This window comes from Serratia sp. KG1D (assembly GCF_037150675.1).
Taxonomy (GTDB): Bacteria; Pseudomonadota; Gammaproteobacteria; order Enterobacterales; family Enterobacteriaceae; genus Serratia; species Serratia nematodiphila.
Map to the genome: position 1 here is coordinate 49,132 of NZ_JBAGIH010000004.1, position 22,115 is coordinate 71,246.

The 22,115-nt window shown below is 58.8% G+C and carries 23 protein-coding genes and 1 tRNA gene; 11 read left to right on the forward strand and 13 right to left on the reverse strand.

Going from position 1 to position 22,115, the window contains the following annotated elements; genetic code table 11:
- Window positions 1-23: 23 nt before the first annotated feature.
- Window positions 24-941 carry a LysR family transcriptional regulator gene (locus WFM45_RS18295; protein ID WP_134942512.1) on the reverse strand — a complete coding sequence of 306 codons (918 nt, stop codon included), beginning with the start codon at window positions 939-941 and terminating at the stop codon, window positions 24-26.
- Window positions 942-1,193: 252 nt separating this feature from the next.
- On the opposite strand from WFM45_RS18295, the gene WFM45_RS18300 reads away from it, so the two are divergent.
- Window positions 1,194-2,522, forward strand: coding sequence for an MFS transporter (locus tag WFM45_RS18300; protein WP_060558254.1), 1,329 nt, complete (start codon window positions 1,194-1,196; stop codon window positions 2,520-2,522).
- A 234-nt stretch (window positions 2,523-2,756) separates the two neighbouring features.
- On the opposite strand, the gene WFM45_RS18305 is transcribed toward WFM45_RS18300, so the two are convergent.
- From WFM45_RS18305 to aspA, 6 genes are all read right to left on the reverse strand, one after another.
- Window positions 2,757-2,832, reverse strand: a tRNA-Phe gene (locus tag WFM45_RS18305).
- A gap of 160 nt (window positions 2,833-2,992) precedes the next feature.
- The gene (dicD, locus tag WFM45_RS18310) at window positions 2,993-3,568 is read right to left on the reverse strand and encodes a division control transcriptional repressor DicD (protein ID WP_016929381.1); all 576 of its coding nucleotides are present in this window, start codon (window positions 3,566-3,568) and stop codon (window positions 2,993-2,995) included.
- Between the two features lie 39 nt (window positions 3,569-3,607).
- Window positions 3,608-5,326: a protein-disulfide reductase DsbD gene (locus tag WFM45_RS18315; RefSeq protein WP_336956747.1), complete on the reverse strand. Its 1,719-nt coding sequence runs from the start codon at window positions 5,324-5,326 to the stop codon at window positions 3,608-3,610.
- The gene (gene cutA / locus WFM45_RS18320; RefSeq protein ID WP_085337533.1) at window positions 5,302-5,625 is read right to left on the reverse strand and encodes a divalent cation tolerance protein CutA; all 324 of its coding nucleotides are present in this window, start codon (window positions 5,623-5,625) and stop codon (window positions 5,302-5,304) included. The genes WFM45_RS18315 and cutA overlap by 25 nt, the downstream gene beginning before the upstream one ends.
- 109 nt (window positions 5,626-5,734) lie before the next feature.
- The gene (locus WFM45_RS18325; RefSeq protein WP_076740826.1) at window positions 5,735-7,036 is read right to left on the reverse strand and encodes an anaerobic C4-dicarboxylate transporter; all 1,302 of its coding nucleotides are present in this window, start codon (window positions 7,034-7,036) and stop codon (window positions 5,735-5,737) included.
- A 125-nt stretch (window positions 7,037-7,161) separates the two neighbouring features.
- Window positions 7,162-8,598, reverse strand: a complete 1,437-nt coding sequence (gene aspA / locus WFM45_RS18330; protein ID WP_085337532.1) for an aspartate ammonia-lyase — start codon at window positions 8,596-8,598, stop codon at window positions 7,162-7,164.
- Window positions 8,599-8,966: 368 nt separating this feature from the next.
- Between aspA and WFM45_RS18335 the strand changes: the two genes are divergently transcribed.
- From WFM45_RS18335 to WFM45_RS18355, 5 genes are all read left to right on the forward strand, one after another.
- Entirely contained in the window at window positions 8,967-9,455 is a 489-nt protein-coding gene (locus tag WFM45_RS18335; RefSeq protein ID WP_004929660.1) for an FxsA family protein, read from the forward strand.
- Between the two features lie 189 nt (window positions 9,456-9,644).
- Window positions 9,645-9,938 carry a co-chaperone GroES gene (locus WFM45_RS18340; protein ID WP_004929661.1) on the forward strand — a complete coding sequence of 98 codons (294 nt, stop codon included), beginning with the start codon at window positions 9,645-9,647 and terminating at the stop codon, window positions 9,936-9,938.
- Between the two features lie 44 nt (window positions 9,939-9,982).
- The gene (gene groL, locus WFM45_RS18345) at window positions 9,983-11,629 is read left to right on the forward strand and encodes a chaperonin GroEL (protein ID WP_004929662.1); all 1,647 of its coding nucleotides are present in this window, start codon (window positions 9,983-9,985) and stop codon (window positions 11,627-11,629) included.
- A 224-nt stretch (window positions 11,630-11,853) separates the two neighbouring features.
- Window positions 11,854-13,461, forward strand: coding sequence for a methyl-accepting chemotaxis protein (locus WFM45_RS18350; protein WP_033631598.1), 1,608 nt, complete (start codon window positions 11,854-11,856; stop codon window positions 13,459-13,461).
- 303 nt (window positions 13,462-13,764) lie between these two features.
- Window positions 13,765-14,109, forward strand: a complete 345-nt coding sequence (locus WFM45_RS18355) for a DUF4156 domain-containing protein (RefSeq protein WP_004929664.1) — start codon at window positions 13,765-13,767, stop codon at window positions 14,107-14,109.
- An 88-nt stretch (window positions 14,110-14,197) separates the two neighbouring features.
- Here the strand turns inward: WFM45_RS18355 and epmB are convergent, their stop codons facing one another.
- Entirely contained in the window at window positions 14,198-15,226 is a 1,029-nt protein-coding gene (gene epmB, locus WFM45_RS18360) for an EF-P beta-lysylation protein EpmB (RefSeq protein WP_004929665.1), read from the reverse strand.
- 42 nt (window positions 15,227-15,268) lie between these two features.
- On the opposite strand from epmB, the gene efp reads away from it, so the two are divergent.
- The 4 genes from efp (at window position 15,269) to sugE (ending at window position 16,799) form a co-directional block, all read left to right on the forward strand.
- The gene (gene efp, locus WFM45_RS18365; protein ID WP_004929666.1) at window positions 15,269-15,835 is read left to right on the forward strand and encodes an elongation factor P; all 567 of its coding nucleotides are present in this window, start codon (window positions 15,269-15,271) and stop codon (window positions 15,833-15,835) included.
- Window positions 15,836-15,905: 70 nt separating this feature from the next.
- A complete protein-coding gene (locus tag WFM45_RS18370) occupies window positions 15,906-16,037 on the forward strand; it encodes an entericidin A/B family lipoprotein (protein WP_004929667.1) in 132 nt (43 codons plus the stop codon).
- 120 nt (window positions 16,038-16,157) lie between these two features.
- Complete coding sequence (locus WFM45_RS18375; RefSeq protein WP_004929668.1) at window positions 16,158-16,289, forward strand: entericidin A/B family lipoprotein; 132 nt, start codon at window positions 16,158-16,160, stop codon at window positions 16,287-16,289.
- 192 nt (window positions 16,290-16,481) lie between these two features.
- A complete protein-coding gene (gene sugE / locus WFM45_RS18380; protein WP_004929669.1) occupies window positions 16,482-16,799 on the forward strand; it encodes a quaternary ammonium compound efflux SMR transporter SugE in 318 nt (105 codons plus the stop codon).
- Here sugE and blc read toward each other — a convergent pair.
- From blc to frdA, 5 genes are all read right to left on the reverse strand, one after another.
- The gene (gene blc, locus WFM45_RS18385) at window positions 16,793-17,326 is read right to left on the reverse strand and encodes an outer membrane lipoprotein Blc (protein ID WP_336956755.1); all 534 of its coding nucleotides are present in this window, start codon (window positions 17,324-17,326) and stop codon (window positions 16,793-16,795) included. The genes sugE and blc overlap by 7 nt on opposite strands.
- A gap of 84 nt (window positions 17,327-17,410) precedes the next feature.
- Window positions 17,411-17,770 carry a fumarate reductase subunit FrdD gene (frdD, locus tag WFM45_RS18390; RefSeq protein ID WP_042783508.1) on the reverse strand — a complete coding sequence of 120 codons (360 nt, stop codon included), beginning with the start codon at window positions 17,768-17,770 and terminating at the stop codon, window positions 17,411-17,413.
- Between the two features lie 12 nt (window positions 17,771-17,782).
- On the reverse strand, window positions 17,783-18,175 hold the full coding sequence (frdC, locus tag WFM45_RS18395; protein ID WP_033654886.1) for a fumarate reductase subunit FrdC: 393 nt from the start codon (window positions 18,173-18,175) through the stop codon (window positions 17,783-17,785).
- Window positions 18,176-18,190: 15 nt separating this feature from the next.
- Window positions 18,191-18,925, reverse strand: coding sequence for a succinate dehydrogenase/fumarate reductase iron-sulfur subunit (locus WFM45_RS18400; protein ID WP_004929676.1), 735 nt, complete (start codon window positions 18,923-18,925; stop codon window positions 18,191-18,193).
- The gene (gene frdA, locus WFM45_RS18405; RefSeq protein WP_033631602.1) at window positions 18,918-20,714 is read right to left on the reverse strand and encodes a fumarate reductase (quinol) flavoprotein subunit; all 1,797 of its coding nucleotides are present in this window, start codon (window positions 20,712-20,714) and stop codon (window positions 18,918-18,920) included. The genes WFM45_RS18400 and frdA overlap by 8 nt, the downstream gene beginning before the upstream one ends.
- Window positions 20,715-21,099: 385 nt before the next feature.
- Between frdA and epmA the strand changes: the two genes are divergently transcribed.
- Window positions 21,100-22,077 carry an elongation factor P--(R)-beta-lysine ligase gene (epmA, locus tag WFM45_RS18410; protein ID WP_004929681.1) on the forward strand — a complete coding sequence of 326 codons (978 nt, stop codon included), beginning with the start codon at window positions 21,100-21,102 and terminating at the stop codon, window positions 22,075-22,077.
- Window positions 22,078-22,115: the final 38 nt, after the last annotated feature.

Consider the following 22,115-nt stretch of genomic DNA (forward strand, 5'->3'; position numbering starts at 1 on the left):
TCGTTTTGCCCGCCATAGGTATCTCAATCTTGCCGTTCAGGCTTGATGTAGGCAATGCCTTGTTCGTCATACAGGGTGTAAATCATCCGCAACAGTGTCTTGATATCTTCAGATTCATCCAACTGTCGGATGCTCATGATGATCGGGGAAACCAGGCGCTGTTCGTTCAATACGTTGTAGACCACGTCTGGGCGCTTCAGGCTGTGCAGGCAGTGGGGAACCAACGCGATGCCTTCACCTGCGGCGACCAGCCCCAATGCGACCTGCAGTTCCCGCACCTCCATGATTTTTCTGGGGACTAACGCACGATCGCGAAAGGTCGCCAGCACCTGATCGGCAAAGCTTGGGCGCGGCGTTTGCGGGTAAACGATCAGCGTTTCCGCCTGTAGGGCGCGCAGCGTTAATCCCTCCGAACGCGCCAGCGGGTGATCGGCCGCTAAGGCCGCCATCAGAGGCTCTTCTCGCAGGATAATGCGGCGTATATGCATGTCTTCATGGCGAATGCGGCCGAATCCTACATCGATTTTCCCTTCCTTGAGCGCCCGGGTCTGTTCCAGAGTGGTCATTTCATGCAGGCTCAGACCCACTTCGGGGTGAGCGGTTCGGAAACGGCGAATCAGCTGCGGCAGGATGTCATAGAGCGTTGAGGCGACAAAACCGAGCGATAGCGGGCGCTCTACTTGCCCCACGCGCTGGGTCATGGTCTTCAATTCGAGACTTTGCGCCAGGAATTGCAGTGCGTGCCCATAGAGAAAGCGCCCGGCCGCGGTCAGCACCAGCGGACGCGAGCCGCGTTTAAACAGCCTCACCCCCAGGCTCGCCTCCAACTGCTGAATTTGCCGGCTGAGCGGCGGTTGGCTGATATGCAGCCGCTCAGCCGCCCGGCTGAAATTCTGCTCTTCCGCGACGGCGATAAAATAGCGTAAATGACGCAGCTCCACGATTATGCCTTTAAGGTATCAATACGATGCAAAATGGGTGTTAGACGAGCGCGCCCATGAGCGATATCGTCGCGGATGAAAATAAAATATGTATTGGCCACTCATCATAGGTGGTTTTTTCTTTTTATTAAAGAATAAGTTTTTTAGCTGAATTCAATTCGTCTATATAAGTGAAATACATAAGCTCAACCTGTTATTGGTTGTTTGCTCTGATATTTATGGTTGGTGCTGATTTCATTTTCAGGAGGGCATATGTCTCAGGCTAATATTTGTGTCGTGGATATCAATCCAATAATAGATAATGCGAAACTGAATAATATGCACCGACTTACGGTGTTATGGTGCGCTTTTATTATTGTTTTTGACGGTTTCGATCTTGCTGTACTGGGTGTGGTCCTGCCTGAGCTCATGGTGAACTGGGGCATCACTGCGGCTCAGGCGGGTCTGCTGGGCAGTTATACCTTAGTAGGCATGATGCTCGGCGCGATTTTATTGGGTCCGCTCTCAGATAAAATAGGAAGGAAGAAAACCATTAGTTTGTGTATTATCACCTTTAGCTTATTTACTTTTCTTTGCGGCTTTAGCGTTAATGCCGGCCAATTCGGCTGGTGTCGTTTTATCGCCGGCATGGGGCTGGGAGGCGTTATGCCCAGCGTTACGGCCCTCACCAGCGAATATTCACCTAAAAGTAAGCGGAGCCTGATGGTTGGGCTGATGTTTAGCGGTTATTCCATCGGCGGCATGCTCGCGGCGCTGTCAGGCATTTATTTGATCCCGGTCGCGGGGTGGCAATCTATATTTTATATTGCCGCTTTGCCACTCATTGTTTTGCCGTGGATGTTAAGCCACCTGCCCGAATCGGCGGCATTTCTAGTGAAAACCGAACAGCATGACCGTTTAAAACGCCTTTTGGAAAAGATCGCGCCAGACTATATCCATCAACCCGGTACGAAGTTTATCAGCTCTTCCTCGGCAGGTATAAAAGCGGGAAAGGCGACCCTGAAGGATCTGTTTGCTGAACGCAGAGGCTTAAGTACGTTGATGTTCTGGCTGGTTTTCTTCATGTCGCTGTTTGTCATCTACGGCATGACCTCCTGGTTGCCTAAGTTGATGTTGCAGGCTGGCTATCCATTAGGCTCCAGCCTGTCGTTCCTGTTTGCGCTGCATCTGGGCACCATTGTCGGGGCGTTGAGCAGTTGCTGGCTGATGGACCGAATGAATGGAAGACGTATTCTTATTGGGTATTTTTTGCTGGGTGCCGCCACTTTAGTGTTGTTGGGTACTCAGACGCCGGTGTACATCCTGTATTCGCTGCTGATTATTGCAGGTGCAAGCACTATTGGTACGCAAATCGCGATGAGTTCCTATGTCGCCCGTTTCTATCCTGGAACCATGACTTCAACGGGTCTTGGGTGGGGGTTAGGTATTGGTCGCATTGGCGCGATTCTGGGGCCCTTCATGGGCGGTGTATTGATTGATAGTGAATTGACGCTGCAGCAAAACTTTATGGCTTTCGCGCTGCCGTCGCTGCTGGCAGCGGTCTGCCTGCTTTTCGTCAATCCGCGCCTGGCAGCATCCTGAAAAAGCCATGGGAGGGATGGAGAGTTCTGTCTCTGAAAAGCAAAAACCCAGCCATAGGCTGGGTTCTCTAAATAGGGTGCCCGGGCTCGGACAACCGGCGCTGGCGCCGCGTTGAACAGCGCTTTAGCGCTGGCCCGCAGGGTGAGGCCTTTGGCCGAATAATCGAACGCAGTTCGATGGAGAGTCCGTACTCCAGAAAGCGAAAAACCCGCCATAGGCGGGTTCTTCTGAAGATGGTGCCCGGACTCGGAATCGAACCAAGGACACGGGGATTTTCAATCCCCTGCTCTACCGACTGAGCTATCCGGGCAACGGGCAGCATTAAACCGTATTGGCATAAAGCCGTCAACGGCTTTATGCGTGAAAGACGCTAAAATGCGTCCGGTTGCTGGCTTTTCAGGCAAAGGGCGCAAAAAATGCGCCTGTTGTGGCTATCGCCTCGGGGTGGCGGCTTCACCAACTCTGCCGATTCAGCTCAGCGCCCCGTTGCGGCGGCACTGCGCCACCTGCAAGATGTCTTCCGCCAGCCGTTTGGCGACCGATACGTCCTGGAGCTGGCGTTTTACCAGCAGTTTGCTCAGGCAGCCTTCCTGAATCAGCTCCATTTGCTGCGCCACCATGTCGGCGTCGTCGGCGTCCATTTCACGCAGCAATTCGCGGGTCAGCTCCAGCGATGTCAGCTTTTGCTGCTCCGCCAGCTGGTGGATCGGGTGGTCCGTTTCCGGGAAGAAGCTGCAGGCGGCGATAAACAGGCAGCCGGGATAGCGGTCTTGCTGCACGTATTCCGCCAGCACGTCATAGCGCGCCAGCAGCTTTTGCTGCGGGCTCAGATTTTCGTCCAGCAGCAGCTGGCGGCGCCAGGTGTCGATCTGTTGGCCGTGGTAGCGCAGGCAGTCGTACAGCAGCGCTTCGCGATCCGGCCAGAACCGTTTGAGATCGCCGGGCTGAACGTCGAGTTTTTCCGCCAGCATCTCTAATGTGGCGGTCGCCAGGCCCTGTTGTTCCAACAGGCCCAGCGCGGTATCAAGGACGTGTTCACGTTGCACTTGTGCTTCCTCCCATTCGCTTCCGATCTTCAGTGTCATTTATCGCATCACTTTCTGCAAATGCGCGTTGAAGGCTTCCGCCTTCATAAAACCGGTGACCCGCTGCGCCGTCAGTTCCTGGCCCGCCGGATCGAAGAACAGGATCGTCGGCAGCCCCAGCACCTGCAGGTGCTTCAGCAGCGCCGCCTGTTCCGCGCTGTTGGCGGTCACATCCGCCTGCAGCAGCACCGCGTTGCCCAGGCTCGCCTGCACCGCCGCATCGCTGAAGGTGTATTTCTCGAACTCTTTACAGGCTACGCACCAGTCGGCGTACAGATCGAGCATCACCGGCTTGCCCCGCGCCTGTTGCAGCGCCAGATCGAGCTGTGCGACGTTGTTGATGCGGGTAAAGGCCAGGTGCGGCTGAGCGGCCTGCTGCGCCTGGTCTGCGCCGAAAGCCCAGTCCTGCAGCGGCCGCGCGGCGATCACCGCCGCCGCCAGCAGCAGCAGTTGCAAGGCGCGAGCCCAGCCGCGCGCGCTTCTCAGGCTCAGGGCGAAGGCCCAGCCGAAGAACGCCAGGCCGAGCAGGCTCCACAAACGCATGCCCCACAGATCGCCGATCACTCGCTCCAGCAGGAACACCGGCAGCGCCAGAATGACGAAGCCGAAGGCCTCTTTCACGTACTGCATCCACGGGCCGCTGCGCGGCAGCAGGCGGTTGCCGAACAGGGTGACGATCACCAGCGGAATGCCCATCCCCAGCGCGTACAGGTACAGCGTGCCGCCGCCGGCCCACAGATTGCCGCTCTGGGCGATATACAGCAGGATGGCGCTGAGCGGCGCGGTGGTGCAGGGCGAGCAAATCAGCCCGGCCAGGGCGCCCATCAGGAACACGCCGGTCAGCGAGCCGCCGCGCTGGGTGTTGCTCCAGTTAGCCAGCCGGGTTTGCAGTGCGGAAGGCAGCTGCAGGGAATAGAGGCCGAACATCGACAGCGCCAGGGCGATGAACAGCACCGACAGGCCGATCAAGACATAAGGATGTTGCAGCGCCGCCTGGAACTGCAGGCCGGCGGCGGCCACCACCAACCCGAGCAGGGTATAGGTCAGCGCCATGCCCTGCACGTAAACCACCGCCAGCGCCAGAATGCGGCCGCTGCTTTGTGGCCGGTCACGGCCGAGAATGATGCCGGAGATCAGCGGGTACATCGGCAGCACGCACGGCGTGAAGGCGATGCCGATGCCGATCAGCAGCGCCCACAGCGGCGAAAACGGCAGGCTGGCCGGTGCGGCGGGCGCTTCAGCCGGTGCTGCGGCCGGGAGCGGAGCGGTAGCGCCTGCGCTGACGGCATCCAGCGGGATGACCCGGGTTTCCGGCGGATAGCAGAAGCCGGCCTCGGCGCAACCCTGATAGGTGACGCTGAGGTTGGCGTTGGCCGCCGCCTGTTGCAGCGGCACCTGCAGATTAAGCTGCTGCTTGAAGATGGCGACTTCGCCGAAGAACTCGTCCTTGTGGCTCAATCCTTCCGGCAGGGTAAAGGCGCCGAGCGTCGCCTGCTGTGGCACCAGTTTGATCTGCTGACGATACAGGTAATAGCCGGGGCGGATCTGCCAGTTCAGCGTTACCTGGTTGCCTTGCTGTTTGAAATCGAAAGCGAAGGCCCGATCGACGGGCACGAACTGGCTGCCGCCCGTCGGTGCGAACAGTGAAGCCTGCGCCGCCTGCGGCAGGAAGAACAGGCTGCCCAGCAGCAAAATCAGTTTAATGAAGCGTTGATCCATGACAGGTAGTCTTTATCTCCGGCTATCACCGGCAAGACCAGCAGCTCAGGCGTCTGGTAAGGGTGATGTTGTTTCAGGGTGTCGAGCAGGGCCTGCTGACGGTGGCGATCGCTTTTGAACAGCATCTGCACCTCGTATTCCTGTTCCAGCTTCCCTTCCCAGTAATACAGCGAGGTGGCGCCGGGCAGCAGCGTGGCGCAGGCCGCCAGCTTATCGCCCAAGACCCGCGCCGCCAATTCCTGGGCGCTGGCTTCATCGGGTGCGGTACAGAGTATGACGACAGCTTCGCAATCAGACATCTTCAGCCCTCTCATCGGTTCGAATGGGCACTATACCCTGAAGGCGGATTGGCTAGAAGGCGAGTTTATCGCCAGAAGGAAAACCGGGGCCGCAGCCCCGGTCGAAGCGTTACAGCATGACGCTGCCGAGCAGGAAGCCGAATACCACCGCGAAGATCACGCCCATGGTGCCGGGAATGAAGAACGGATGGTTGAACACGAAGCGGCCGATGCGCGTGGTGCCGGTATCGTCCATCTGCACCGCGGCGACCAGCGTCGGGTAGGTCGGCAGGATGAACAGGCCGGAAACGGCGGCGAAGGAGGCGACGGCGGTCAGCGGCGACACGTTCAGCGCCAGCGCCATCGGCATCAGCGCCTTGGCGGTGGCGGCCTGCGAGTACAGCAGCGCCGAGCAGAAGAAGAAGATCACCGCCAGCAGCCACGGGTGCGCCTGAATGACGCTGCCGGCCGTCTCTTTGATCCAATCGATATTGGCCTGCACGAAGGTGTCGCCCAGCCAGGCGACGCCGAGGATACAGATACAGGCGCTCATGCCGGCCTTGAAGGTGCTGGAGTTCAGCACCATGTCGGTGTCGACGCGGCACAGCAGGGTGGTCAGCGTGGCGACGCTCAGCATGATGATCAGGATGGCGTTGGTGGTGTTCATCAGCGGCTTGGCCACCAGGCCCAGGCCCGGGCTGTTGATGATGGCGTAGGCCACCACGCACAGCACGCCCAGCAGGAACAGCAGCACCGAGGTTTTGGCGCGCGGTTTGATCGCCAGCGCGTTGTTGCCGCGCAGGGTGATCAGGCCCTCTTCCAGGCGTTTCAGGTACACCGGGTCGTTAGACAGTTTGGAGTCGAACAGCCAGGTCACCAGCAGCGACATCACCAGCACCGCGCAGAAGGTGGACGGGATCACCACCATCAGCAGATGCAGGTAGCTGACGCCGTGGCCTTCCATCACCGAAGACATGTACACCACCGCGGCGGAGATCGGCGAGGCGGTGATGGCGATCTGGGCGGAGACCACGGCGGTCGACAGCGGCCGGCAAGGTTTGATGCCCTGTTCTTTCGCCACCTCGGCGATCACCGGCAGCGCCGAGAGCGAGATGTTGCCGGTGCCGGCGAAGATGGTCAGGAAGTAGGTGACGATAGGGGCGAGAATGGTGATATGTTTGGGGTTCTTGCGCAGCAGTTTTTCAGTCTGCTGCACCAGGTAGTCCATCCCCCCGGCGACCTGCATGGCGGAGATCGCCGCGATCACCGCCATGATGATGGAAATCACGTCGAAAGGGATGCTGCCCGGCTTGACGCCGATCAGCGCCAGGACCAGAACGCCCAACCCCCCCGCGAACCCGATACCGATACCGCCCAACCTGGCCCCTAAAAAGATGGCCAGCAGAACGATAACCAATTCCAAGGCTAGCATAGTGTTTACTCCTTAAAATGAGAGAAATTGAAAATCAAACGTTAAAATTTTGTGGGCGCCTAAAAGTAAAAAGGCACGCTATCCAGAGGATTTAGCGTGCCTTTCAGGGCTACCGGGTAGGTCTGTTATTGTTCATTTTCATCCGTATAGCGTTTGGCTTTATAGGCCGGGTGCATCAGGTTCTCCACGGAGAAGATGTCATCCAGCTCGGCTTCGGTCAGCAGGCCGCGTTCCAGCACCACTTCACGCACGCTCTTGCCGGTTTCGGCGCAGATCTTCCCGACGATGTCACCGTTGTGGTGGCCGATGAACGGGTTCAGATAGGTGACGATACCGATCGAGTTGAAGACGTAGTGTTCGCAGACTTCTTTATTCGCGGTGATGCCGTTAATGCATTTTTCCAGCAGGTTGTAGCAAGCGTTGGTCAGGATGTGGATCGACTCGAACATCGCCTGGCCGATCACCGGCTCCATCACGTTCAACTGCAGCTGGCCCGCTTCGGCCGCCATGGTAACGCAAGTGTCGTTGCCAATCACCTTGAAACACACCTGATTGACCACTTCCGGCACCACCGGGTTCACTTTGGCCGGCATGATGGACGATCCCGCCTGCAGCTCCGGCAGGTTGATTTCGTTCAGGCCGGCGCGCGGGCCGGAGGAGAGCAGGCGCAGGTCGTTACAGATTTTGGACAGTTTCACCGCCAGGCGTTTGAGCGCGCTGTGCACCATCACGTAGGCGCCGCAGTCGGAGGTGGCTTCGATCAGGTCTTCCGCCGGCACCACCGGCAGGCCGCTGACTTCCGCCAGTTTTTTCACCGCCAGCGGCTGGTAGCCTTCCGGGGTGTTGAGCGCGGTGCCGATGGCGGTGGCGCCCAGGTTCACTTCCAGCAGCAGCTCCGCGGTGCGGTGCAGGTTGCGGGTCTCTTCGTTCAGCAGCACGCTGAAGGCGTGGAATTCCTGGCCGAGGGTCATCGGCACCGCGTCCTGCAGCTGGGTACGGCCCATCTTCAGGATGGTTTCGAACTCTTTCGCCTTGCGATCGAAGCCTTCGCGCAGCTGGTTGATGGCGTCGATCAGTTTCTGGTTGGAGGCGTACACCGCGATGCGGAACCCGGTCGGGTAGGCGTCGTTGGTGGACTGGCATTTATTGAGGTGATCGTTCGGGTTCAGGTACTGGTATTCGCCTTTTTGGTGGCCCATCAGCTCCAGGCCAATGTTCGCCAGCACTTCGTTGGTGTTCATGTTCAGCGAGGTGCCCGCGCCGCCCTGGAATACGTCCACCGGGAACTGATCCATGCACTTGCCTTTATCCAGCACCTCGTCGCAGGCCTGGATGATCACGTCGGCGATTTTGCGCGGGATGGTTTTGAGTTCTTTGTTGGCCATCGCCGCGGCCTTTTTCACCATCACCATGCCGCGAACGAACTCGGGGACATCGCTGATTTTGCTGTTGCTGATGTAGAAGTTTTCAATCGCACGCAGAGTGTGAACTCCGTAGTAAGCGTCTGCGGGGACTTCACGTGTTCCTAACAGGTCTTCTTCGATACGAATGTTGTTTGACATGAGAACCTTCTCTATGTGTTGCTGCCGAATTAATAATTTGTCAGGTCAAGGCTAAAGGGCACAGCCTAAATTAATATTGCCGAAGGCTTGGGGCGTGAAACGATTAACCAAATCGCCCGTTGCTGCCCAGATCATATGCTGGTTGATAAGAAATGACTGAATCCAGATCACCTTATGGTGTTTAAGGATATGCCCTTTTCCGGTTCTGTGACTTCTTTCACGTTTGTGAACTTTAGCAATAAAAACCGGCTCTCGGTTGAAATGGTGGGGGGATGCCCTCATTGTAATGGTGTCGGTCGTTTACGGCCTCTTTTTTCGCGCTGTCGCCCCCGTGGCGGCCGTGCTTTACCTACCGATAGGAGAACCAGGTGCGCTGGTTACCGCTACTGCTGATATTTCTGCTGGCTTACATAGAAATATCCATCTTTATCAAAGTCGCCGCCGTGCTCGGCGTGGCTGTCACCCTGTTGCTGGTGGTGTTCAGCTCCTGCGTCGGCATTTCGCTGGTGCGCAATCAGGGCATGAAAACCTTCGTGCAGATGCAGCAAAAACTGGCGGCCGGCGAAAGCCCGGCGGCGGAAATGGTGAAAAGCGTTTCGCTGGTGCTGGCGGGCTTCCTGCTGCTGATTCCGGGCTTCTTCACCGACTTCCTCGGCCTGCTGCTGCTGCTGCCGCCGGTGCAAAAATCGCTGACGCTGAAGCTGATGCCGCATCTGTCGGTGTATCGCCCCGGCGGTTGGACGGGCGGCGACGCCGCCAACGGCAACACCTTTGACGGCGAATTCCAGCGCAAGGACGACGAGCGCCCGGTGCTGGAACACCGCCCGGACGAGGATCGCAAACCTCACGATCGTTAAGCAAACGCGGCCCAGGCCGCGTTTTTCATCTCTGCGGCACTCGCCGAACCAAAAATGCGAAATTTTTTTCGTTAGCCCCCTTGAAGGAGGCTGGAACGCCCCCATCTCAAATGCCACGAGGCCGGTAATAACAACCATCCGGTGTACAACCCTAAATCTGATAGAGACCTTCTTACAGGAGAGCGTTCAATGAGTATTCGTCCATTGCATGACCGCGTTATCGTCAAGCGCAAAGAAGTTGAATCAAAATCTGCTGGCGGCATCGTCCTGACTGGCTCTGCTGCGGGTAAATCCACTCGCGGTGAAGTGGTTGCAGTGGGTAAAGGGCGTGTGCTGGAAAACGGCAACATCCAACCGCTGGATGTGAAAGTTGGCGATATCGTGATTTTCAACGACGGCTACGGCGTGAAAGCAGAGAAGATCGACAATGAAGAAGTGTTGATCATGTCCGAAAGCGACATTCTGGCAATTGTTGAAGCGTAATTGCGCTTTATCTTCTGAACTGAACGAGTTGAAGGGAAATACCAATGGCAGCTAAAGACGTAAAATTCGGCAATGACGCTCGCGTGAAAATGCTCCGCGGCGTGAATGTTCTCGCTGATGCAGTAAAAGTGACCCTGGGCCCGAAAGGCCGCAACGTAGTGCTGGATAAATCTTTCGGCGCACCGACCATCACCAAAGACGGCGTTTCCGTTGCGCGTGAAATCGAGCTGGAAGACAAGTTCGAGAACATGGGCGCACAGATGGTGAAAGAAGTGGCCTCCAAAGCGAACGACGCGGCGGGCGACGGCACCACCACGGCAACCGTACTGGCTCAATCCATCATCACCGAAGGCCTGAAAGCGGTTGCTGCCGGCATGAACCCGATGGATCTGAAGCGCGGCATCGACAAAGCGGTTGTCGCTGCGGTTGAAGAACTGAAAAAACTGTCCGTACCTTGCTCCGATTCCAAAGCTATCGCTCAGGTGGGCACCATCTCCGCCAACTCCGACGAAACCGTGGGTAAACTGATCGCGGAAGCGATGGAGAAAGTGGGCAAAGAAGGCGTTATCACCGTTGAAGAAGGCACCGGCCTGCAAGACGAGCTGGACGTGGTTGAAGGTATGCAGTTCGACCGCGGTTACCTGTCCCCATACTTCATCAACAAGCCGGAAACCGGTTCTGTTGAGCTGGAAAGCCCGTTCATCCTGCTGGCTGACAAGAAGATCTCCAACATCCGCGAAATGCTGCCGGTGCTGGAAGCCGTTGCCAAAGCAGGCAAACCGCTGCTGATCATCGCTGAAGACGTTGAAGGTGAAGCGCTGGCGACCCTGGTGGTCAACACCATGCGCGGCATCGTGAAAGTGGCTGCCGTTAAGGCGCCTGGCTTCGGCGACCGTCGTAAAGCCATGCTGCAGGACATCGCGACCCTGACTGCCGGTACCGTTATCTCTGAAGAGATCGGTCTGGAGCTGGAAAAAGCCACCCTGGAAGACCTGGGTCAGGCGAAACGCGTTGTCATCAACAAAGACACCACCATCATCATCGATGGCGTGGGCGACGAAGCGACCATCCAGGGCCGCGTTGCTCAGATCCGTCAGCAGATCGAAGAAGCGACCTCTGACTACGATCGTGAAAAACTGCAGGAGCGCGTAGCGAAACTGGCCGGCGGCGTTGCCGTTATCAAGGTTGGCGCAGCGACTGAAGTTGAAATGAAAGAGAAGAAAGCCCGCGTTGAAGACGCCCTGCACGCAACCCGCGCCGCAGTGGAAGAAGGCGTGGTTGCCGGCGGCGGCGTCGCGCTGATCCGCGTTGCAGGCAAAATCGCCGCGCTGAAAGGCGACAACGAAGACCAGAACGTGGGTATCAAAGTTGCGCTGCGCGCAATGGAAGCCCCTCTGCGTCAGATCGTGGTTAACGCCGGTGAAGAAGCTTCCGTTATCGCCAACCAGGTGAAAGCGGGCGAAGGCAGCTACGGCTACAACGCTTACTCTGAAGAATACGGCGACATGATCGCGATGGGTATCCTGGATCCAACCAAAGTGACCCGTTCTGCTCTGCAGTACGCGGCTTCTGTGGCTGGCCTGATGATCACCACCGAATGCATGGTCACCGACCTGCCGAAGGCTGACGCACCGGATCTGGGCGCAGCAGGCGGCATGGGTGGCATGGGCGGTATGGGCGGCATGATGTAATCATTCCCCACACGCTTGTGTGCTGAGAACCCCGGTCAAACGACCGGGGTTTTTTTATCTTAAAAATCAATAAAAAGAATGTTTGTTTAGCGCATTATTAGTTCACTGAATGAATTATTGCATTATTTTGCTTTTACCCTAAACCGTTGTCGTTTCGTACCGATATAGCCCCTACCGGGCGGGGAATTTTCCCCCGCCGGGGTGACTGTCAACGGAGACGACTTATGCTGAAAAATATGAAAATAGCCACCTGGCTGATGTTGATGCTGTTGCTGCTGGGCTTGATGCCCATGGGAACCGGCGCCATCGCCTTCTATTTCATGCAGCAAAACGGCAACAGCATCGGCAGGATGAGCACTTTCTCCGACGAGGAAGCGGCGCTGAACCGCAGCTGGCGTTCCTTGCTGCAAACGCAGACGCTGATCGACAACCTGGCGTTCGAGCGTATGGCGCAGACCAGCAGAGCCGATATTCAGCAGGGCATTGATGAGGCGCGCGGCGAGCTGCGCGGCGCCGATGTTGCTTTCAATCTGTTCTGGGATACGCCGGGCCTGACGGTATCGCGCCCGGAGCTGGGCGAGGCGATGAAAAAGGTCTACCTGGCGCAGCAGAGAGTGCTGAAGCAAGAGTTGACGCTGCTGGCCGAGACGCCGCAGGCATCGTTGATTGAACGGCTGCACGCCATGGCGGCCGAGAAGCGTCAGGTGCGCCAACGGTTGGACGGCCAGTTTGCCGACTACATGCGGGCCACGGTGGCCGCCCACCGTCTGGCGGTGGAGGAGGCGGAGCAGACTCAGAAAGTGTTCGCCCGCCTGCTGAGCGGCACCCTGGCGGCGATCCTGCTGCTGCTGGTCGCCGTACAGCGTGATTTCCGCCGGCGCCTGATCCTGCCGCTGCGCCAGATTGCCGAACATTTGCAAAAGGTTGGGCGTGGCGATCTGCGCAGCAAGATCGTGGCGCGCAGCAACGATGAGATTGGCATGCTGTTCGCCAGCCTGCAGGCGATGCAGCAGGAGCTGAGCGCCACCGTGCAGCAGGTGCGTGACGGTGTGGAGTCGATCAACCACGGCACGCATGAGATCGCCGTCGGCAACGCCGATCTTTCCAGCCGCACAGAAGAACAGGCCAGCGCGCTGACGGAAACCGCCGCCAGCATGGAACAGATCACCGCTACGGTGCGGCAAAACGCCGATAACGCCAACCAGGCCGCCGGGATGGTCAATCAGACCGCCGGCATTGCCCGCAACGGCGAAACGCTGATGGCCAGCGCGGTCGACAAGATGCGGGCGATCAACGACAGCGCGCGTCAGGTGGGGGATATTACCAGCGTGATCGACGGCATCGCCTTCCAGACCAACATTCTGGCGCTGAACGCCGCCGTCGAGGCCGCGCGCGCCGGGGAGCAGGGGCGGGGTTTTGCGGTGGTGGCCGGCGAAGTGCGCAACCTGGCGCAGCGCTGCGCGACTTCGGCCAAGGAGATCAGCAGCCTGGTCGACGGCGTCACCGGCGATATCGCCGCCGGCGTGCGGCTGGTGGAACAGGCGGGCGAGACGATGAATGCCATCGTCGGCTCGGTGAACCAGGTGACGTCGCTGATGGATAACATCTCGTACGCGTCGCAAGAGCAAAGCAAGGGCGTTGAGCAGGTCGGGGTGGCGGTGACCCAGATGGATCAGGTAACCCAGCAGAATGCCGCGCTGGTGGAAGAGGTGGCGACCACCGCCGTCGGCGTGGAGGAGCAGGCGGCCCTGCTGGCGCAGGCGGTGGCGGTATTCCAACTGGCGGGAGAGCCGGCAGCGTCGGCTTCGGCGGCCGGTGCCGGCTGGGTATAATGCCGCCGCTCTGTATTTGATGATATTTTTGCCGCCCGGGGCGATTTAACTGGTAAACTGGTTAGTCATCAGCTGTCGCTCAAGACGTTGGCCCGCTCGCGCGGCAACGGATGCTTAAGAGATGGCATCGCTTTCTGATATACCCTATGAATTTCAAGTTGTAGCTAGGCGGCCAGCTCGTGAGTCCCCAGGCGCTTACTTGAGTAAGTAACTGGGGTGAGCGAGTGCAGTCAACAACGCTACAGCTTGAAAGGTGACGGGTAGAAGATTTTGCGTAATTCTCAACATCGAATGGGGAACAAGATGCGGATTAAAGCCTTACTGGGTCTTTCGGCAGCGGTGCTGCTGGCGGGTTGCAGCACCACTCATGAACTGACCGCTGCGGGTCAGCAGATCAAGTTCACCGACAGCAAGCCGGCGGCGGAATGCCAGCTGCTGGGGGAAGTGACCGGCACCCAGAGCAACTGGCTGTCCGGCAACGGCGGTGAGGGCAGCTCCATGCGCGGTGCGGCCAACGATCTGCGCAACAAGGCGGCGGCAATGGGCGGCAACGTGATCTACGGCGCCAACAGCCCAAGCCAGAACCTGCTCTCCAGCTTCGCGCCGCTGGACAGCAAAATGGTCGGCCAGGTTTACAAGTGCCCGTAAGGCGCTGAGGCCAAACGCCGCACAGAGATAAAAAAAGAGGAATGCCACGGCATTCCTCTTTTCGTTCCATCAGGCCATGTGGCGCGCATCACTCCTGCATCAGGCGCAGGTCGATCGGTGTTTTGCTCGGTTCGCCGCCCACTTCACGCGTCAGGCGCGGCACCAGATAACCGGACACCTTGCTCAGCAGCGCCTGCATGATGACGCGCGCTTCATCGTCGCTGACCATGAAGTGCGCCGCGCCCTGCACCTTGTCCAGCACGTGAATGTAGTAGGGCAGGATGCCGGCGTCGAACAGCGCGTTGCTGAGCGCGGCCAGCGTGTCGGCGTCATCGTTGACGTCGCGCAGCAGCACGCTTTGATTGAGCAGCGTGACGCCGGCGAGGCGCAGCTGAGCCATGGCGCTCTGCAGCTCGCGGTCGATTTCGTTGGCGTGGTTGATATGCGTGACCATCAGAACCTGCAGGCGCGAGGCCGACAGCAGGCGGCACAGCGCCGGCGTAATGCGCGCCGGGATCACCACCGGCAGACGGGTGTGAATGCGCAGGCGTTTCAGGTGCGGGATGGTCTCCAGCTCGCCGACCAGCCACTCCAGCTCGCTGTCTTTGGCCATCAGCGGATCGCCGCCGGAAAAAATGATCTCGTCCAGTTCCGGGTGTTGGCGGATATAATCCAGCGCCTGCCGCCAGTTGTTCTTGTTGCCCTGATTATCCTGATAGGGGAAGTGGCGGCGGAAGCAGTAACGGCAGTTGACCGCACAGCCGCCTTTGACCAGCAGCAGCGCGCGATTGCGGTATTTGTGCAGCAGGCCCGGCACCACGCTGCGCTGCTCATCGAGCGGATCGGTAGTGAACCCAGGGGCGTTGATGAACTCCTCTCTGGCGGTCAGCACCTGGCGCAGCAGCGGGTCGTTGGCATCGCCGGGGCGCATGCGCGCAGCGAAGGCGCGCGGCACGCGCAGGGCAAACAGCCGGCGGGCATCGCGCCCCTGCGGCAGTTCCGGGTGCGTATTCAGTGACAAAAGCTGCAGTAATTCATCGGGATCGGTAATAACATCGGCGAGTTGATGCAACCAATCTTCTCTATGTGCCGTACTTTGGGTTATAATGTGTGCCATTTTTTTGGCTAAGCTACCAGTTCAAATATTCAGAGGGCCATCATGGCGACTTATTCTAGCAACGATTTCCGTCCGGGTCTTAAAATCATGTTCGAGGGCGAACCTTACGCCGTCGAAGCCAGTGAGTTCGTTAAGCCGGGCAAAGGCCAGGCGTTTGCACGCGTGAAAATGCGCCGTCTGCTGACCGGCACCCGCGTGGAAAAAACCTTCAAGTCTACCGATTCTTGCGAAGGCGCAGACGTGATGGACACCAACATGAACTACCTGTACAGCGACGGTGAGTTCTACCACTTCATGCACCCTGAGTCTTTCGAACAGCATCAGGTTGACGGCAAAACCGTCGGCGACGCGGCCAAATGGCTGCAGGATAACGCAGAGTGCATCATCACCCTGTGGGATGGCCGTCCAATCGCCGTTCAGCCGCCGAACTTTATCGAAGCGGAAATCACCGATACCGATCCTGGCCTGAAAGGCGATACCGCAGGGACTGGCGGCAAGCCGGCGACCCTGAGCACCGGCGCCGTGGTAAAAGTGCCGTTGTTCGTCCAGATCGGCGAAGTGATCAAGGTTGACACTCGCTCTGGCGAATACGTCTCTCGCGTTAAGTAAGTTTCAAAACAGAGGAACCCCCGCGGTTCCTCTGTTTTATCCCATCCTCGTTCGTTGGCAGAAAATCCGCATGTTCAAGAAAACGCTGTTGGCCGTGCTCTCCCTGTTGTTCCTTTTCTCCCTCAGCAGTTGCAATACGTTTCGCGGTTTCGGCGAAGACGTTCAGCATCTCGGCGGCGCCATCTCCCGCACGGCCAGCTGATCCTGCCTTTAACCCGATGTATTTGCGCCACAAAGCCGGTCACGATCCCACACCCTCCGTCAATTTTGACTACGCTTAGAAAGCCGTACTTTTTCATCAACGACAAATAAGGACTTTCTTATGCTGAAGAAAAGTATTATCGCGATCTTCTCTTTGATGATTTTGAGCTCGCTGACCGCCTGCAATACCACCCGCGGTGTGGGTGAAGACATTCAGGCCGGCGGCAAGGCTATTCAGCGCAGCGCGGAATAATCCGCATTCCACCCGGCGGCGTTCCGGCTGCGGAGAGCCGCCACATTTCTATCCCTTGCCTGAGCGTTAACGCTGCTGCTATCCTGCCGCAGTGCGGGTGAGGTTACCCGTCATGCATCACCTCGCTGAACGGGACGACCCGTTTACGCGTCATTTTATCGGGGACGACCCCAGTGGTAGGGAGGCCGTCTCATGGCCTGGATTATTCTGCTTATCGCCGGTTTGCTCGAAGTGGTTTGGGCTATCGGTCTGAAATACACCCACGGTTTTACCCGGCTGACGCCGAGCATTATCACCATCGCCGCGATGGTGGTCAGCATGTTGCTGTTGGCCAACGCCATGAAAACGCTGCCCGCCGGCACCGCCTACGCGGTGTGGACCGGCATCGGCGCGGTGGGCGCGGCCATCATGGGCATGGTGCTGTTGGGGGAATCGACCAATATCGCGCGCATCATCAGCCTGTGCCTGATCGTGGTCGGCATCCTCGGGTTGAAGTTCAGCAGTCACTGATCGGCGGACTGCTGCACCCAGATCAGCTTGTCGGTGGCGAAACCGTAGCCTTTGGCTGTCTGCAATAAACGGTCGCGCACGGCGGCGTCAAGCGTCGGCGTGCGCGACAGGATCCACAGATAGTCGCGGTTCGAGCCGCAAACCAGCGCGTAGCGGTAGTCCGGGTCCAGGGCAATCACGTTATAGCCGCCGTAGAAGGGGCCGAAGAACGACACTTTCAGCGCCGCGACCTGCGGTGAACCGATAAAGTAGGCTTTGCCTTCGCTTTCTTGCCATTGCTGTTTCTGCGGATTAAAGCCGCGATTGATGACTTTCAGTCCGCCGTCGGCGCGCGGGCTGTAGTGGGCGGTCACCTGCTGCAAACCGCGTTCAAAGCGATGATCCAGACGTGCAATCTCATACCAGGTGCCGAGATAGCGCTGGCTGTCGAAAGGGGTCACGACCTTGATGTCTTTAGGCGGGGAGACGCTGCAAGCGACGGAGAGCAGGGCGGAAAGCATGACGCTAAGCTTTGACCATAAACGCATCGGTGACTCCTGTTTACCGGGGGCGAGTAGACAGTGTAGCCGATGAGAAAAGGGCGGCCAACGGGCGTTGGCCGCCTGAGCGGTTTACAGCGTGACGACGCCGATGACGGTGACCACGCTAAGGATCGCCGCCAGACCGTAGAACACCCACTTGCCGGCCGGCACGTGGATCTTCAGATCGTGCATCGCATGGTGGATGCGGTGCAGGCCGCACCACAGCGGCAGAATGATCATCAGCAGCAGGAACAGGCGGCCGATCAGGCTCTGGCAGAACGCCAGCACGCGCTCGTAACCCAGCGCCTCACCGGGGAACAGCCCCAGCGGCAGCAGAATGCCGATCAGCAGCACGATGGCCGGCGCGACGATCGCCCCCCACATACCGCCGGCGCCGAACAATCCCCAGAAAACCGGCTCGTCGGAACGTTTAGGTGCTTGATTTATCATGTTTCCTCCGGATTAGATCAGGGCCACGGCCAGGATGACCACGCTGACGACGATGGTGACGGCCCACAGCCCTTTCACGATGGGGCCCGGCCCCATTTTCTCGCTGTTGACCACGATATTGGCGGCCTTCGGCGCCAGATCGAACCAGGTTTTGGTATGCAGCGCCGCCGCCAGCAGGGCGACGACGTTGATCAACAGCACCAGCGGATTCTGCAAGAAACCGACGAAGCTGGCCCAGCTCTCGGCGCCGCCCTTCAGCGCGAACACGCCGTAGAGCAGCACGATGCTGAACCACACCGCCAGCACCGAGGTGCCTTCGCGCAGCATGTAGAAACGGTAGAAGCCGAGCTTTTGCCACCAGGTGGGCGTCATGGTGCGCACATAGGGCTTACGTTGAGTTGTCATGGCAATTTTTCTCCCTTATTGCGGCTTCAGCATGGCGATCATGAAGTCTTTGGCGCTCTCCACCTTGCCCTGCTGGATGGCGGCGGCGGGATCGACGTGTTTCGGGCAGACTTCAGAGCAATAGCCGACGAAGGTGCAGCTCCAGACGCCGTTTTGGCCGTTGAGCTGCGGCATGCGCTGTTTCTTGCCGTGGTCGCGGTTGTCCAGGTTATAGCGGTGCGCCAGCGTGATCGCCGCCGGGCCGATAAACTCGGGGTTGAGGCCGAACTGCGGGCACGCGGCGTAGCACAGGCCGCAGTTGATGCAGCCGGAGAACTGGTGGTATTTGGCCATCTGCGCCGGGGTCTGCACGTTCGGGCCATCCTCCGGTTTGCGATCGTTGCCGATGATGTACGGTTTGATCGCCTCCAGGCTTTCGATGAAGTGGGTCATGTCCACCACCAGATCGCGCTCGATCGGGAAGTTGCCCAGCGCTTCGACCTTCATGCCGCCGACGTAGTCGCGCAGGAAGGTTTTGCACGCCAGCTTCGGCACGCGGTTGACCATCATGCCGCAGGAGCCGCAGATCGCCATGCGGCAAGACCAGCGGTAGGAGAGGTCTGGCGCCAGGTTATCCTTGATGTAGCCCAGCGCATCGAGCAGCGAGGTCTGTTCATCATAAGGCACGGCGTAAGTGACGAAATGCGGCTCGGCGTCACTTTCCGGGTTATAGCGCATGACGTCGATCTTCAGGGTTTGCATCTCAGCCATTTGCCTGCTCCTTATTCTTTTTCTCCTGCGCTTCGGCTTCTGCGCCGTAGACGCGTTTGGCCGGCGGCAGCTTGGTGATTTTCACGTCGCTGTATTCGAGACGCGGCGCGCCCTGCGGGTTATGGAACGCCAGCGTATGCTTGAGGAAGTTGACGTCGTCACGCTCGGTGCAGCCTTCGTCCAGGCGCTGGTGGGCGCCACGCGACTCTTTGCGGTTAAATGCGGAGTGCGCCATGCATTCGGCGACGTCCAGGCCGTAGCCCAGCTCGATGGTGTACAGCAGATCGGTATTGAACACGCTGGTGTTGTCGGTGATTTTGACGCGTTTGAAGCGCTCTTTCAGCTCGGCCAGCTTATCGATGGTTTTTTGCATCAGCTCCGGCGTGCGGTAGATGCCGCAGCCTTCTTCCATCGACAGCCCCATTTCGTCGCGGATCTTCGCCCAGTTTTCGTTGCCTTCCTGCTTCATCAGGTTGCTCAGGCGGGTTTCGACGTCGCGGGTTTGCGCATCCAGCGCGGCGCCGTTGGCCGGCGCGGTTTCCAGCGCGCGGCGCGCCGCGTGCTCACCAGCGACGCGGCCGAATACCACCAGTTCCGCCAGCGAGTTGGAGCCGAGACGGTTGGCGCCGTGCAGGCCGACGGAGGAACATTCGCCGACCGCGAACAGCCCCTTGATGCGGGTTTCGCAGTTCTGGTCGGTTTCAATGCCGCCCATGGTGTAGTGCGCGGTAGGGCGCACCGGGATCGGATCTTTCACCGGATCGACGCCGACATAGGCCTTGGCCAGTTCGCAGATGAACGGCAGCCGTTCCAGCAGCTTTTTCTCGCCCAGGTGGCGCAGATCGAGGTAGACCACGTCGCCGCGTGGGGTGGCGATGGTGCGGCCGGCGCGCCATTCGTGCCAGAAAGCCTGCGACACTTTGTCGCGCGGGCCCAGCTCCATGTATTTGTTCTTCGGCTCGCCCAGCGGGGTTTCCGGGCCCATGCCGTAGTCTTGCAGGTAGCGGTAGCCGTCTTTGTTCACCAGGATGCCGCCTTCGCCGCGGCAGCCCTCGGTCATCAGGATGCCGGAACCGGGCAGGCCGGTTGGGTGATACTGCACGAACTCCATGTCGCGCAGCGGTACGCCGTGGTGGAACGCCATGCCCATGCCGTCGCCGGTGACGATGCCGCCGTTGGTGTTGTAGCGGTAAACGCGCCCGGCGCCGCCGGTGGCCATCACCACCGCGTTGGCGCGGATCTGCACGCGGGTGCCTTCCATCATGTTGAGCGCCACCAGGCCGCGCGCCTGGCCGTCATCCACCAGGATATCCAGCACGAAGTGCTCGTCGAAGCGTTGAATTTGCGGGTATTTCAGCGAGGTCTGGAACAGGGTGTGCAGCATGTGGAAGCCGGTCTTGTCGGCGGCGAACCAGGTGCGTTCGATCTTCATGCCGCCGAAACGCCGCACGTTGACCGAACCGTCCGGTTTGCGGCTCCACGGGCAGCCCCATTGTTCGAGCTGGGTCATCTCGCGCGGGCACTGATGCACGAAGTGATCGACCACGTCCTGCTCGCACAGCCAGTCGCCGCCGGCGACGGTGTCGTGGAAGTGGTAGTCGAAGGTATCGTGATCCTGAGTGACGGCGGCGGAGCCCCCCTCGGCGGCGACCGTGTGGCTGCGCATCGGGTAGACCTTAGAGATCAGCGCGATTTTCAGTTGGGGATTGGCTTCCGCTGCGGCTATTGCTGCACGTAAACCAGCGCCCCCGGCCCCAATAATGGCAAGATCGGCGTTAAAGGTTTGCACTGCATTCCTCCAATGTTCTTGTTAAGAACGGCAAGTTAAATATCTATGCTTAAAATTTAGCGAACTCTTCGGGTGCTAACTAATTGAACCGATTAATGTTGCTTAAAGGTTAAGGATAGATATCTCCCACCAATAATGGGGAATTAACTATACCTAAAGTTAAGTAGTCGAAATTTGATGTGATCGATTGTTTTGTCGATTAACGCTTGCCCAACAGGCTTGCCTGCCTTTTCGCGCGTTCGGCGTGCTTTACCCTTTTTAACGCGCTTTTGCCGCCTATTTATCGGAAATTGGCGTTATGGCCGGTTGCGCATCGTGAAGAATTTGTTTGGCTGCAAGGATGCGAGTAGACTGCATCCCCTGTTTGATTTCGGAGTTAATTACCATGAGCGAAACGGCAAGCTGGCAGCCTAGTGCACCCATCGCCAATTTGTTGAAACGCGCAGCGATTCTGGCTGAGATCCGGCGTTTCTTCGCCGATCGTGGCGTGCTGGAAGTTGAGACGCCCACCATGAGCCAGGCGACGGTCACCGACGTTCACCTGTTCCCGTTCGAGACGCGTTTCGTCGGGCCGGGGGCGGCAGAGGGCCTGACGCTATACATGATGACCAGCCCGGAATATCACATGAAGCGCCTGCTGGCGGCGGGCAGCGGCCCGATCTACCAAATGGGGCGCAGCTTCCGCAATGAAGAAGCCGGGCGGCATCACAACCCCGAATTCACCATGCTGGAGTGGTACCGTCCGCACTACGACATGTACCGCCTGATGAATGAGGTGGACGATCTGCTGCAACAGGTGCTGGACTGCGAGAGCGCGGAGACCCTGTCTTATCAGCAGGCGTTCCTGCGCCATCTGGACATCGATCCGCTGTCGGCGGAGAAGGCGCAGCTGCGCGAAGCGGCGGCCAAACTCGATCTGAGCAACATCGCCGATACCGAAGAAGATCGCGATACGCTGCTGCAGCTGCTGTTCACCGTGGGCGTGGAACCGCATATCGGCCGTGAAAAGCCGGCGTTCGTTTACCACTTCCCGGCCAGCCAGGCGGCGTTGGCGGAGATCAGCACCGAAGACCACCGCGTGGCGGAGCGTTTTGAGGTGTACTTCAAGGGCATTGAGCTGGCGAACGGTTTCCGCGAGCTGACCGACGGCCGTGAACAACAGCAGCGCTTCGAGCAGGACAACCGCAAACGCGCGGAGCGCGGTCTGCCGCAGCAACCGATCGACTACAACCTGTTGGCGGCATTGCAGCACGGCATGCCGGAATGTTCCGGCGTAGCGCTGGGCGTGGATCGTCTGGTGATGCTGGCGCTGGGCGCCGAGAGCCTGAGCGACGTATTAGCCTTTCCGGTCGGGATCGCCTGACGTTTCAGGCGGTGAAAAAAGCAAAAAGGGTCGGCATT